This is a genomic window from Romboutsia hominis, assembly GCF_900002575.1.
In the GTDB taxonomy this organism is placed as follows: domain Bacteria; phylum Bacillota; class Clostridia; order Peptostreptococcales; family Peptostreptococcaceae; genus Romboutsia_C; species Romboutsia_C hominis.
In genome coordinates this window covers 1,211,216-1,225,786 of the sequence record NZ_LN650648.1, presented here as the reverse complement: position 1 = coordinate 1,225,786, position 14,571 = coordinate 1,211,216, and the positions used below count along the sequence as shown (strand labels likewise).

Sequence of the window (14,571 nt, the reverse complement as noted above, 5' to 3'; positions counted from 1 at the left end):
CATAGTTATATTTTTAATATATATTTTTAAATTTTTAAATAATTTTTAAATTTTTGAATAATTTTTAAATAACTAAAGTAAAATTTATATTAATTTTTAAATAAATAAAGTAAAATTTATATATATAAATTTTTTTTTAAGCCTAAATAATCTATAGTCAAGATTTATCTAAATTAAGTTTAAAAAATTTTTATTATTTTAAGTTTCATACCTATTTTTTAATTTGCCAATAAATTACAATAGTGTTATATTAAAAAAGAAAACAGCAGCAATCGTTTTCATGAAGTAAGACACTACTATATTAATCAAAATCTAGGAGGAGAATTACTATGGAAAACTTAAAAAACAAAAGATTTGCTACAAAAGCGATACATGGAGGACATCATAAAGATCCTGTATCTGGAGCATTAACTACACCAATATGCCAAACATCAACATTTGTATTTGATAGTGCTGAACAAGGTGGAAGAAGATTTGCACTTCAAGAAGGTGGATACATATACTCAAGATTAGGAAATCCAACTAATGCTCAATTAGAAGAAAAAGTAGCTTTACTAGAAGGCGCAGAGGCTTGTATGTCTACTGCATCAGGAATAGGAGCTATATCTTCAGCATTATGGACAGCCTTAAAAGCAGGAGACCATGTAGTTGCGTCTAAGACATTATATGGATGTACATTTGCATTATTAAATCATGGCTTAACAAGATATGGAGTTGAAGTAACTTTTGTAGATGCTACTAATTTAGAAGAAGTTAAAGCTGCTATGAAAGAAAATACTAGAGTTGTTTATTTAGAAACTCCAGCAAATCCAGACTTAAAATTAATAGATATAGAAGCTGTTGCTAAAATAGCTCATGAAAAGAAAGATTGTATAGTTATGGTAGATAATACTTTCTGTACACCTTACATACAAAGACCTCTAGAATGGGGAGCTGATGTTGTACTTCACTCTGCAACTAAGTACTTAAACGGACATGGAGACGTTATAGCAGGTTTTGTTGTTGGTAAACAAGACTTTATAAACCAAGTAAGATTATTTGGTGTTAAAGATATGACAGGTGCTGTACTTAGCGCATTTGATGCTTACTTAATATTAAGAGGTATGAAAACTTTACAAATCAGAATGGATAAACATAGTAAAAATGCACTAGAAGTTGCTAAATTCCTAGAAGGACATAAAAATGTAGTAAAAGTTAACTATCCTGGACTTGAAAGCTTCCCTCAACGTGAATTAGCTAAAAAACAAATGCATTTACCAGGTGGTATGATAGCATTTGAAGTTAAAGGTGGCTTAGAGGCAGGTAAAAAATTACTTAACTCTTTAGAATTATGTACTCTTGCAGTTAGCTTAGGTGATTGCGAGACATTAATACAACATCCTGCTTCAATGACTCACTCTCCTTATACAGCTGAGGAAAGAGCTGAAGCTGGAATCTCAGATGGATTAATAAGAATTTCTGTAGGTCTTGAAGACCCTGAAGATATAATAGATGATTTAAAACAAGCCTTAGATTTACTTTAAGCTTTAAAATTGAACCTAGTTTAATTAAGCTAGGTTCAATTTTTTTAAAGTCTTAATTGTCACAATTTTAATTCAAAAGGAGAATTCTTATGAGAAAAGAAGAAAAAGTCAAACCGAGTTTTAAAGCTTTAATTCCATTTTTAGTTTTTATAGCAGTTTATTTAGGAAGTGGTATAATTCTTCAAGCTCAAGGCGTAGAAATGGCCTTTTATCAATTCCCAGCCCCAGTAGCTGTCAGTTGTGGTGTCTTAGCAGCTTTTTTCTTAATTAAAGGTTCCATTGATGAAAAATTTGATATTTTCGTTAAAGGTTGTGGTAACTCAAACATTATAATAATGTGTGTAATATATTTATTAGCTGGAGCCTTTGCTAGTGTCTGCCAACAAATGGGAGGCGTTGATTCAACAGTAAACTTAGGTTTAACATACATACCTTCACAATTTATCGTAATTGGTATATTTTTAATTTCTGGTTTCATATCTACTGCTACAGGTACTTCAGTAGGATGTATTGCAGCAATTGGTCCAATTGCAGTTGCAGTAGCTGAAAAAACTGGTGCTTCTCTTCCCCTTGTAATGGCTTGTGTTTTAGGTGGAGCCATGCTTGGAGATAACCTTTCTATAATTTCAGATACTACAATAGCTTCTACAAGAACTCAAGGATGTGATATGAAAGATAAGTTTAGAATAAACTTTTATTTAAGTTTGGTTCCTGCCATTATTACAATTGTTTTACTATTTGTATTTGGTAAGCCAGAAGTTCCTACTACAATTCAAGCTTATGATTTTAACTTAGTTAAAGTTTTACCTTATTTATTTGTATTGGTATTAGCAGTTGCTGGAATGAATGTATTTTTAGTTTTAACTGGGGGAATATTTTTAGCTGGAGCAATAGGAATGTATTATGGGGATTTAACAATATTAACTTTTGTAAAAAGTATTTATACAGGTTTTACAAATATGACAGATATCTTCTTGTTATCTCTTTTAACAGGTGGTCTTGCCGAAATGGTAACTCATGCTGGTGGTATAGAGGCACTTCTTGTAGCTGTTCAAAAGTTTATTAAAGATAAAAAATCAGCAGAAATTGGTATAGGTGTTTTGGTTGCCTTAACAGATATAGCTGTTGCAAATAATACAGTTGCCATTATAATAAATGGACCTGTAGCTAAAAAGCTTTGTTATAGATACAAAGTTGACCCTAGACGAAGCGCTGCTATTTTAAGTACTGTTTCTTCTATTTTACAAGGATTTTTACCTTATGGTGCTCAAATGTTGATTTTAACTAGTTTCACAAATGGAAAAGTATCTCCTATGCAAGTTATGCCTTTAGTTTGGTTCTGTCAATTGTTATTGGTTTCAACACTACTTTCAACTTTCATACCATTTGCAAACAAATTAATCGTAAGAGATCCTTGGAATTTTTCTAGTGAAATGCCTGAAAGTAAAATTAAAAATATTGGTAGTGAGAGTATTCAAAATTAATAGATATATATAAATTTTTATATTTTATAAAATAAAAGAGTAGGTAAATTTTTACCTACTCTTTTATTTTTAATATTTTGAAAATCTATTTTTTTATCTTATATAATTTTTAAGAAGCTAAGCTTCTCTTTATCTCTGGATTTTTAGTTGTAAACTTAATTAAAATTGGAATAAATATTAGTTGTATAAGCATTCCAGGAATAGCTTTAGCTAAATCTCCAAATACAAACATAAATGGACTAACTTTTGGTGCTATAGTTAAAGAAACAATGAATGCCCCCAAAACAGCAAATAATCTACCACCTATCATAGCACCTATAAGACTTATATATATTTTATTAGTTTTTTCAAATAAAAATCCACTTATAACTCCGTATGCACATAATTCAAAAGCCATTATAGGCATAACTGGAACTAATGGTGGCATACCTGTCATAAACCCACTTAATATAGGTGTCAATAATCCTACTAATCCTCCATAAAGTGGTCCTAATAAAAATCCACCTATTAAAACTGGTATATGCATTGGTAAAAATATTGATCCTGCCATATTAAATGTATGGAAAAACATAGGTAATATAATTCCAAATGCAATAAATATTCCCGATAAAATTATTTTTTTTGTTTTCATAAAAATATCCCCCTAAAAGTTAAATTATTAATTTTTATCTATTATTAAATAATAAATTTCATCATTTTCAAAAGCTTCACTTACATTTAACCCTACATCTTCAAATAATGACTTTTGTTTTTTAACACATATAAGCCTATCATTTTTAACAGTTTCATCTTTTTCTTTATGCATATTATTTAAAAACTCTCTACTATTAGAATGAGCTATCATAAGTTGCCCATTTTCTTTTAAATTATTTTCTACTAATGACTTAATAGTTAACGTTTTATTTTGTAAATGTGGAAACATTGAATATAAAATTATTTTATCAAACTTTTCATATACCTTATCGTTTTCAACATTTAATACCTCAAAAGATAAATTTTTAGTATCCTTAAACTTTTCTTTTGCTATACCTAGCATTTGAATAGATATATCAACACCTTTTATAAATCCAGTTTTATTTAATTTTTTTAAAAAAGGTATTAATACGCCAGTTCCTGTTCCTACATCTAATATACTTTGATTATCTTTAATATTTATCTTAGATAAAAGAGTATTTATTTTTAATTCATTTACTTCTATTATGTTGTCCCAATCTTTTGCTATACTATCAAAAAACTGTACTTGATTCATAGAATATCTCCTCCATTTGATAAATTATTTCCATCTTAGTAATATCTAAAAAAATCTTTTATAATCACTGTAACAATCTAAGCAAACCTTCTTTCCCTCTTGAAGTCTTATAAATTGTTCCGATGATTTCTCTTTACATATTTCACAAGTATCGGATAAAAATAATCTAGCCTTTTCTGGAAGTTTTATATTAGTTGGTTTAAATTCAAATAAATCTTTTGGATCAGCCTTTATCAAAAAATTTTTATATTCCTCTCTTGATAAGTTCTTACTTTTGTTTTTTAATGACATTCTAACAGATTTATTATTTTTTCTATTATAAAAATGATAAACACTTTTTCCTCTAAGTCTTATAAGTAAATTCCCCTTACCTATAGTACATCCAAGCATTAATTGTATTGCATCTAATCCACATGCATCATTTTCAGCTATACAAACAATCTCTTCATCCTCAGAAAATTCTAATTCTAAGTATTCTTTAGCTCCTTTAGAAGCTAAATACCCTATAGCTAGCCCTGGACATTCATGTCCATGAAATTTGATTACTTCTTCCCAAGTTTTCATAAGTTTTCTCCCCCAAAAACAAAAACCATGAAGATACACTTATATTATTCGTGTAAACCTTCATGGCTTAATTTCTAAATTTAATAATTCTTTTTTCAATATAAATAGTATATATTTATGCATTATTTGTCAACAAACATTTTATTTATTAATATTTTTAGTATTTTAAAATTATCACTACTTTTTATTATCACAATAAACATTCATAGCATCACTTAAAAATTTAGCAAGCCCTTCTTTATACTTATCTATATTTTTAGTAAATCTTTCATCTGCTACATACATAAGAGCTAATCCTCTAAATATTTCTACCGTACAGTTATAGTAATTATTGCTTATATGATCTCTCCATTTTTGTACTAATACTTGAACTTCTTCATCATCTGGATTTTTATCCATTAAATTTGCTAGCTCAATATATATATTATTAGCTTCTTCACTTATTTTTTCCCAGTCTTCTTTTGAATACTTTGATGTCTTTTCCCTACTTTCTTTATAAGCATCACTATCTTTATATCTTCTTTCTGTCTCTTCTTTGTACTTTTCTTCATGCTTTTTAATATCATCATAACTAAAAGCGTTAAAATTCTTTTTACTCATATTATTCTCTCCTAAATTTTTTATTGTTTCATCAATAGAATCTATTATATTTTCTAGCCTTTCTTTCTTTTTCATTATAAGTTTTCTTTGTACCCTTAAGGCATTTTCTATATCAAAATTTTTATCATCTAATATATTTTTTATTTCGCTTAATTTAAAGTCTAATTCCTTAAATACTAGTATTTGATAAAGTCTTAATATATCATCTTCACTGTAATATCTATAGTTAGATTCATTTTCTCTACTTGGACTTAATATACCTATACTATCATAGTGGTGTAACATTCTTACACTTATGCCTGTTAATTTTGATACTTCACTTATTTTATACATTTTTACACCTCCTAATGAAATTCTATTCTATAACATTATGTTAGAGTAAATAGTTTTTTATATAATTATCTTAAAATATTTAATTTTATCATTTATTTTGTATATATAAGAATTAATAAAATAAAAAACTAGCTCAAATCTAGTATAGACTTTAAGCTAGTTTATTGTTTTATACTTCTATTAATTCATATTCTTTATTTCCTATACCAAGACTTACACTATGGTCAACACATACTTCCCAATTAGTTTCAGGGTGTGTATTTATAAAATGATCGTGTGTATTATGTTTTTTCTCATCTAAATAACTTCCACTTATTACACTTTGTTTATTTGCCATATCTACACAAGCCATATCAAGTGCTACTGGATCAAATGATGCAAATATACCTACATCAGGTATTATAGCTAAATCATTTTCAAAATGACAATCACAATTAGGACTTACATCTATTACAAAACTTATATGAAAATGTTGTCTATCTTTAAGTACTGCATAAGTATACTCTGCTATCTTTTTATTTAATATATCATTAGCTTCAAATGTTGTAGTACCTACTGCATCAAAATTACAATTTCCTATACATCTACCACATCCTACACATTTATCATGATTTATAGCTGCTTTTTTGCTTTCGTTAAAACTAATAGCATCATGTGCACATACTTTTTTACAGGCACCACAAGATACACATTTTATTTCTTTAATTTTAGGCTTACCACTACAGTGCATTTCCATTTTACCTGCTCTAGAACCACACCCCATACCTATATTTTTAAGCGCACCACCAAATCCTGTTGATTCATGACCTTTAAAGTGATTCATAGATATTATTATATCAGCATCCATTATTGCCTGACCTATTTTTGCCTCTTTTATGTACTCTTTATCTATTTTAACATTGACTTCATCTGTTCCTTTAAGCCCATCACCTATTATTATATGACATCCTGTTGTAAATGGATTGTATCCATTTTCATATGCTGCATCTAAATGTTCTAGTGCATTTTTTCTTCTTCCTACATATAAAGTATTGCAATCTGTTAAAAATGGCTTTCCTCCATTTTTCTTTATTAAATCTACAACTACCTTAGAATAGTTTGGTCTTAAATATGCAAGATTTCCAGGTTCTCCAAAATGTATTTTAATAGCACTAAATTTTCCATTAAAGTCAATGTTTTCTATCCCTGCTTTTTTTATAAGATTTTCTAATTTCATAAGTAAACTTGTATTTTGGTCTGTTCTTAAATTAGTAAAATATACTTTTGATTTTTGCATTTACCTTATCCCCTTACCCTTTTATTTATATAATAATTATATCTATTTTTTCTTTTATTTTAAGTAATAATCTTAAGATTACTAAGTATAATTTTTATTTTTTTACTCTAAGTAATCTATCTAAATATATAGATTTCATCTGATCACTTGCCATAGCTTTATGTATAGGAGATAGCTTAAGTATACTAGAAAGTATTGAAGCCATAGCTCTGTGACTATGAAGCGCTCCTTTATCAAATATTAAATTTTGTAATTGTCCTTTTTCAATAGCCATAAGTACCACTCTATGAGCTGATGATGCTGGAGTTATTATTTTTTCTTTTCGCTTTTTTAGATGTATACATTTTTTAGGACAGCTTCTTGCACACACTCCACATCCTAGACATATATCCTCATCTATTTTTATAGTAGTTTTGTCTTTATCTTTTACTTCTACTATTGAATATATAGGACAAGTATTTAGACATTTTTTACAGTTTATACACTCATCATAATCTATATACGGTATAAAGCTACTAGTAGCTACTGGTTGTAAACTTCCATACTCTCTTGCAGCAACTAATGCTTCACAGCAACATCCACAACAATTGCATATAAAATTTACTCCTTTTTGTACATTTTCTCCACATTGTACTAAATTACTTTCATAAGCTTGGTGAAGTAATTCCTTACACTCTGATACATCTATTCTTCTTGCAAAGTTATTTTTAATTAAAGAATTTGCAGTATTATTAAAGGTCATACATATATCCATAGGTGCATCACAAGCCTTTCCTACATGTTCCATTTTATGTCTACAATAACACATACTAACCCCTATATGGCTTGCAGTTTCTATTATATGTGTTGCTCTTTCATAATCAAGTATAGTTATTTCATCATCATTAGTTAAAACTTCTTCCTGTACATAAACTCTTCCTAATTTAGTTTCTGCCGAATAAAATAAATCTTTTATAAAATCTTCTTCTACATTCATATATTGATAGTAAAGTTCACCTAAAAGTTTTTGGTCTATATCATTTCTTGTTCTCATTAGTGCAAACTCAAAAAAACCTGCCATAGGAGGTGGCAGAATATATTTTTTACCTTTATCATCTTCTAGATCTAAAAGTATTGCCTTTGCAGCAAGTGAGTCTAATATTTTTAAAGCTTCACTATCACTTACACTCCATATTTTAGCTGCTGTTTTTACTCTAAATGGTCTTATTGGAAGTTGTGCTACTAAAGTTGCTTCCCTTTCTGTAAATAGTACCTTTAATATGTCATAAAGTGTTTTAGATGGTGGTACCCCTTGCGGAAATTTATTTAATCTTTCCTCTAAGCTTTTATAAGCATTTTTAGCACTTATATGGCTCATATTATCACCTCTTAAATTTATATGATTTAATTATTTACATATTATCTAATATTAATAACTAAAACTTTTTATATATATTCTTTATATTTCTATAAATTTCCTTTAAAGCTTTATATTTATTATCTTTTTTACGAAATTATAATTTTTTTATTAATTATCTATATTTAATAAAATGCATCTACTTAATAAAAGTAAAATAACATAAATTTACTATATAAATAAAAGTCCAAAATTTTTCTATCATAAATAATTCTTAATACTAAAAAATGAGCAACTTCAATTAATATGAAGTTGCTCATTATATATTATCCATTTAATTATAATAGCTCATCTTTTAATTCTTTATTTACTTCTTTTACTAGTTCTTTTTCTTCTTTTTTAACTTCTCTTATTATTTCTTTTGCTTCTTTTTTTGCTTCTTTATCTTCTTCTTTCATTTGATGCTTTAATTCTTTTGCAAATTTATGTGCTTCGTGCTTTTCTTCTTTAAACTCTTTTCTGCTTTCATGTTCATACTTTAAACATTCAGCATCTTTTTTTAATTCTTCTTCAATATGTTTTACTTCTGATTTAAATGTCATTTTTAACATCTCCTGACTAATATTTTATGTAAGTTCAACTTTCTTGTTGATAGTTTATAGATACCCATAAAATATCATCATAAACATATTATTAGTTTTTTTATATTTTTTTTCTAAAATTATAATTTCTAATTAAAATTTGCTATTATACTAAATTTTGTAATTATTATTTAGATATTTAATTTTTCTTTTATATTTTTACATAACTTCCCAAGTAATAACCCCTAAAGTTACTTTGCTTTCATGATAAAATGTACCATCTTTAATTTCTCTATTAACAAATTTTTCTATTTTATCTATGATTTCATGCTTATCTAAGTAATCTTTATATCTATTTTTTAATTTATTTACTGAACCTTCATAACTTGTTTTATATTTCCAAGTAGTACCTGTATAAAAAATACTAGGTCTATAACCACTAAAATATAATATATTAAATGGATATATAATATCACTTACTCCACAAAATTCTAGCCTTTTTCCTAATATGAATTCATCTGCCTTTTCTAAAACATCATCTTTTGACTTTCCATCTGTTGCTATATAACAACAACTTTTGTTTGAAGCTTCATTTATTTTTAATAAACTATTTGGGTTATAACATCCTGGGTTTAAGCTACTTATTACTAAGTCAAATTTTTTATACATATTCTCTTTGTTTAAGTTTATATCATTCCAATTAGCTTTAATAATTTCTATATTATCTATATTATTGCTTTTTATCTTTTCTTTTAAAATATTAAGCATACAATCTGAATAATCAAGTGCATATACTTTTTTGCATATTTTACTTAATTCTATAGAATATGAGCCTGTACCACAGCCAATATCTAATACCTCACTATTTTCATTAATATATCCCTTTAATTTTAAATTTTCTATAACATCCTTAACTCTATTATTACAAATTGTTTCATCATAATTTTTTGAAGATTCATCCCAAACCTTTATATTTTTATCTTCTGTGTTTTTGTTTAAAATATATTCTTTACCTACTTTAATCCATTCCTTTTTCCAATACTCTAAATTCTCCATACTCCACCTCTGATAAACAAAAAATTAATTTTAATACAAAAAGCCATAAAGACAAATCTATTATAGATTAAAACCCTTATGACTTTATATTATAAATCCTGCTAATTTAATGATAGTATTTTTTTTAACAAACTTCAACATATTTTATATTTATAGCTATTTAACTCTTATTTTTATATTCCTAAATTTATTAAATATTAGGTATAATAAACTATAGAACCTAATATTTGGAGGAAATTATGAATCTACGCATAAAAGCACTTTTAACATCATTGTCACTTATACTTATATCAACTACTGCTGTATCTTGTAAAACTAATACTAAAAATACATATACTCCACCTAAATCAGATGCAGTTTTAAATAATCCTTTTATGGGATGGGCACCTGATGCACAATATACAGATTACACTCAACCACACAAACTAGTTTATGCAAATATATATTTTAGCGAACTAGAACCTAAAAAAGGAGTATACGATTTTGATTATATAGAAAAAAAATATAACTTTGATTATTGGAAAAGCAAAGATGTAAAAATAATAATAAGACTAGTTATGGACTTACCTAACAGTGAAAACAAAATGTATATCCCTAACTGGTTGTATAAAGAAATTGATAAGGACGGTACTTGGTATAATATATCTTATGGTAGTGGATTTAGCCCAAACTATGAAAATAAAAAATTAATCAAGTATCACGAAGAAGCCATAAAAGCTTTATCAAATAGATACAATAAATCTTCTGACATAGCATTTGTAGCTCTAGGTAGTATAGGTCATTGGGGAGAATGGCATACTTATCAATCAAATGATTTTTTCATACCATTTCCTAGACAAGAAATAGCAAATATTTATGCTTCTCATTATGTAAAATACTTTGATAATAAAAAATTATTAATGAGAAGGCCATTCAAAGTAGCTAGAGATAATAATATGGGATTATTTAATGATATGCTTGGTAATAAACATTCTACAAAAGAATTTATATCTTGGCTAAATGATGGATATACAGATTGGCTAACAAAGGTTGATCAACCTTCTATGAAAGATTTTTGGAAAAATGCACCTTCTGGTGGTGAATTTGCAAGTGGTAACTCTGGAATGAATTTTTTAAAAGATTTTTCTATAGATAATACTATAAAGCAAATACAAGATACTCATATAACCTATATAGGCCCTAACTGTCCTGCTGATAAAAAAGGGAAATTTCAGTATAATTTTGATAAAGTACTAAAAACCTTAGGGTATAGATATGTTATAGATACTGTAAAATTTAATAATAACTTAAATCCTAATGATAATCTTAAACTTAATATTAATATAAAAAATGAAGGTGTGGCTCCTTTTTATTATAAATGGCCTGTAAATATTTCATTAATAGACAAAAATAATAATATTATTTATAGTTTAAATATTGATGAAGATATCACAACTTGGTTACCTGGAAATATAAACTTTAATACGTCTATAAAATTACCTTCACATATATCTAGTGGAAATTATAATATAGCTTTATCTATATTAGATCCATCTAATAATAAACCTAGTATTAAATTTGCTAATAATAATGAAATAATACCTAATTACTTTAAATTAGGAGAAATAACTGTTAATTAATATATTAAAACTTAGATAATATATATTTATAAAAATAACCTATAAAGTGGATTCTTTATGTTACCCACTTTATAGGTTATTTTATTTATACTACTTTATTTTTATTAAATAGACCATATATACTACTAAATATGCCCTTTTTCTTTATATTAAACATTGGTTGGTCTGCGAATATATGATATTCTATCCTATTAAAGAATTTATTTATTTCATTAAAAGCAAATACCATAGATATTATACTTGAAAAGAAAAATCCATATCCATAAAAGTCTTTCCCAATAAATACAGTAATTGTTGATAATACTATTGTAGTTATTAAAAATACTGTTGCTATTTTTAAACTTTCACTTCTTGCATCAAAATAAAGTAACATTATAATTAGAAAATTCATACATATATATGCTAGTGCTCCTAGTGTTAATATTCCAAATATCTCAATAGAGTCACTTAAAAAGCCCATATATGGAAGTAGCTTAAATCCTAATACTATACATGCGAAGCTTCCTATAAACTGTACCTCTATCATATGAGTCATATGCATTACTACACAATCTATCAATTCTTTTTTAGCTCTTTTTATTTCATTGATACTTCCAGTATCTCTTACAAAGTTATAAAATTCTTTATACTTTGGATATATTAAAGTTTCAACTTTTACAGTAAATATTACAACTGCTGGTATAACACTTAAAAAAGCATAAAAACTAGGAACATCATAAAATGAGGCTACTCTAAAAGTATTGTCAACTACTGTGGCGCTATCTGTCATCCAAATTATAAGATTATGAGAATATGCACCTAGTGCTAAAAATATTCCTATTAAAAATAGTTCAAAATACTTGTCTAAACTCTCCATAAATTTCATGCACCTTGATAATTTTAAACTATCAAATCCAAATGCTCTATAAATTATCCCTATAAACATTATAGATATAAATATATACCCTATTAAAGTAGCTAAAAGTGCTATGTATAACTTAGGCATATTTATAAACTTTATTCCAAATATTGTTCCTAAAGTTATAATTAACATACCTATTACAAACCCTAAAACTATTTTTAAATAGTCTTTTACAGCTGATAGATATACCACTTCTATCCATATTATTCCTATTATTATGGTTATCATAACTGTCGCCAACTTTATATATATATCTAAAGTCGAATTTATAAATAATAATGATGTTATTATTAATGCACTTATACTATATATAATTATACTTCCTATTAAAGATTCAAATATATATCCTATCTTTTTTTCATATATGCAATCTGAAACAAATCTTGATATAAACATACTTATACCATTAGATAATATATATGATATAAAAAATGCATATATTATTATAGAGCTAAACAATTGTATATTTAAGTAGGTTTCTCCAACTTTTTTTAATATATCTTGCATAATTAAAAATGACAATATTGAGATGATCATTGGACCTATGGTTATTAAAGAAGACATAAAATAGGTTCTAGTTTTAGAAAAGTATCCGTCTTTGTCTATTATCTTTTTAAGTTCAAATCCAATTCCTGCCATATTTATATTTCTCCATATATTTTTCTATAGTTTTCTATAAACTGTTCTTGCGTATAATATGTAGATACTCTTTTATATCCATTTTCGCCCATTTCTTTTCTTAATTTTTCATCTTTTGCTAGCTTTATTATTGCATCTGCCATTTGAGAATATCCCATGACAGGTACTACTATTCCACAGTGTCCTATGTTATCATCATTTCCATATAAAAGCTCCTTACATGCTCCTACATCTGTAGTTATATAAGGCTTTTTAGCTGCCATACCTTCAAGTACTGATAGTGGCTGACCTTCACTTATACTTCCAAGAAGTAACATGTCCATTTTACCTATATATTTTGATATATCTACTCTTCCTGTAAATAATATATTTTTATTACCTAGCGATTCTACTAAGTCTATACATTCTTTAGTATAGTCTTCATCTTCATCCATAGGTCCTATAATATATAGCCTAATATTTTTCATTTCTTCATTTGCATTTACAAAAGCTTGTATTATAGTTTTTACATCCTTTATAGGTACTACCCTTACTATAGCACCTATATATATAATACTTTCATCATCTTTTTTAGTATCTATATTTTTAAATCTATCAAGCTTTACGCCATTTGGAACAATTTTTATTTTATTCCTATCACATCCTAATTCTATTTGAAGCTTTTTATTTTTTTCAAATAAACTATAAACCTCATCACTGTAAGTATACGCAGCTCTTGATAAATTGTAAAAATACCTTATCCAGTTATCTTTAAAGTAACCTTTAACCCAATCTGCCTTTATTATCTCTTCTTCTCTTTCTCTTGTATATATTCCATGTTCTGTTAATATAAACTTAGAATCTTTGTTGTAGTATTTCCCTAAAGCTCCCACTAATCCTGCATATCCAGTAGATACACTATGATATATATCACATTTTGGTATATCACTTTTTAGAACTTCAAATACAGTCATCATCATAGACCTTATAGTCCAAAAGAAATGGTTAAATATTATATGTGGATAATATTTACTTGCTATATCGCTTACTACATCAAAAAAATCTTCACTCATTAATATATCCACTGTATTTACATTTTTAAGTCTATTTATGCAGTCAAATAAATCTTTCCAGTTAAAGTATTCACCTACTATAAACTTACCTATAACTTCTTTTTCTATATCTGTAAGATTAAATTTTACTTTACTTTTAACCTTTTTATTATCGTCTATATCTAAGTATATATCTTTAATTTCTACAACATTATCTGGTATTTCATACTTATAGGTAAGACCTTCATCATTTTTAGCACTTATTGCATATATTACAAATTCAATTTCTTTCATACTACTAACTAGCATTTGAATCCAGCTTGAAACTCCACCTGTTACATATGGATAGCTTCCTTCTGCGATTAAACATATCCTCATA

The 14,571-nt window shown here is 26.7% G+C and carries 13 protein-coding genes; 3 read left to right on the top strand and 10 right to left on the bottom strand.

Going from position 1 to position 14,571, the window contains the following annotated elements:
• Nucleotides 1-329 precede the first annotated feature (329 nt).
• Nucleotides 330-1,523: a methionine gamma-lyase gene (megL, locus tag FRIFI_RS05850; protein ID WP_166505293.1), complete on the top strand. Its 1,194-nt coding sequence runs from the start codon at nt 330-332 to the stop codon at nt 1,521-1,523.
• An 89-nt stretch (nt 1,524-1,612) separates the two neighbouring features.
• A complete protein-coding gene (locus FRIFI_RS05845) occupies nt 1,613-3,007 on the top strand; it encodes a Na+/H+ antiporter NhaC family protein (RefSeq protein ID WP_092926153.1) in 1,395 nt (464 codons plus the stop codon).
• Between the two features lie 109 nt (nt 3,008-3,116).
• On the opposite strand, the gene FRIFI_RS05840 is transcribed toward FRIFI_RS05845, so the two are convergent.
• The 8 genes from FRIFI_RS05840 to FRIFI_RS05805 all read right to left on the bottom strand — a co-directional run bounded on the left by FRIFI_RS05840 (nt 3,117) and on the right by FRIFI_RS05805 (nt 10,002).
• The gene (locus tag FRIFI_RS05840; protein ID WP_166505292.1) at nt 3,117-3,638 is read right to left on the bottom strand and encodes an ECF transporter S component; all 522 of its coding nucleotides are present in this window, start codon (nt 3,636-3,638) and stop codon (nt 3,117-3,119) included.
• A gap of 27 nt (nt 3,639-3,665) precedes the next feature.
• On the bottom strand, nt 3,666-4,256 hold the full coding sequence (locus FRIFI_RS05835) for a class I SAM-dependent methyltransferase (RefSeq protein WP_166505291.1): 591 nt from the start codon (nt 4,254-4,256) through the stop codon (nt 3,666-3,668).
• Between the two features lie 45 nt (nt 4,257-4,301).
• Complete coding sequence (locus tag FRIFI_RS05830; RefSeq protein WP_166505290.1) at nt 4,302-4,820, bottom strand: FmdE family protein; 519 nt, start codon at nt 4,818-4,820, stop codon at nt 4,302-4,304.
• 177 nt (nt 4,821-4,997) lie between these two features.
• Complete coding sequence (locus tag FRIFI_RS05825) at nt 4,998-5,753, bottom strand: MerR family transcriptional regulator (RefSeq protein WP_166505289.1); 756 nt, start codon at nt 5,751-5,753, stop codon at nt 4,998-5,000.
• Nucleotides 5,754-5,922: 169 nt separating this feature from the next.
• Entirely contained in the window at nt 5,923-7,029 is a 1,107-nt protein-coding gene (locus tag FRIFI_RS05820; protein ID WP_166505288.1) for a DUF362 domain-containing protein, read from the bottom strand.
• A 94-nt stretch (nt 7,030-7,123) separates the two neighbouring features.
• Nucleotides 7,124-8,386: a 4Fe-4S dicluster domain-containing protein gene (locus tag FRIFI_RS05815; RefSeq protein ID WP_166505287.1), complete on the bottom strand. Its 1,263-nt coding sequence runs from the start codon at nt 8,384-8,386 to the stop codon at nt 7,124-7,126.
• Nucleotides 8,387-8,703: 317 nt separating this feature from the next.
• Complete coding sequence (locus tag FRIFI_RS05810) at nt 8,704-8,967, bottom strand: hypothetical protein (protein WP_092926167.1); 264 nt, start codon at nt 8,965-8,967, stop codon at nt 8,704-8,706.
• 198 nt (nt 8,968-9,165) lie between these two features.
• On the bottom strand, nt 9,166-10,002 hold the full coding sequence (locus FRIFI_RS05805) for a class I SAM-dependent methyltransferase (RefSeq protein ID WP_166505286.1): 837 nt from the start codon (nt 10,000-10,002) through the stop codon (nt 9,166-9,168).
• Nucleotides 10,003-10,241: 239 nt separating this feature from the next.
• Between FRIFI_RS05805 and FRIFI_RS05800 the strand changes: the two genes are divergently transcribed.
• Nucleotides 10,242-11,621, top strand: a complete 1,380-nt coding sequence (locus tag FRIFI_RS05800) for a DUF4832 domain-containing protein (RefSeq protein ID WP_166505285.1) — start codon at nt 10,242-10,244, stop codon at nt 11,619-11,621.
• An 85-nt stretch (nt 11,622-11,706) separates the two neighbouring features.
• Here FRIFI_RS05800 and pelG read toward each other — a convergent pair whose 3' ends face one another.
• Both pelG and pelF read right to left on the bottom strand, forming a co-directional pair.
• Nucleotides 11,707-13,161 carry an exopolysaccharide Pel transporter PelG gene (pelG, locus tag FRIFI_RS05795; RefSeq protein WP_166505284.1) on the bottom strand — a complete coding sequence of 485 codons (1,455 nt, stop codon included), beginning with the start codon at nt 13,159-13,161 and terminating at the stop codon, nt 11,707-11,709.
• Nucleotides 13,162-13,163: 2 nt separating this feature from the next.
• Entirely contained in the window at nt 13,164-14,570 is a 1,407-nt protein-coding gene (gene pelF / locus FRIFI_RS05790; RefSeq protein WP_166505283.1) for a GT4 family glycosyltransferase PelF, read from the bottom strand.
• Nucleotide 14,571 lies beyond the last annotated feature (1 nt).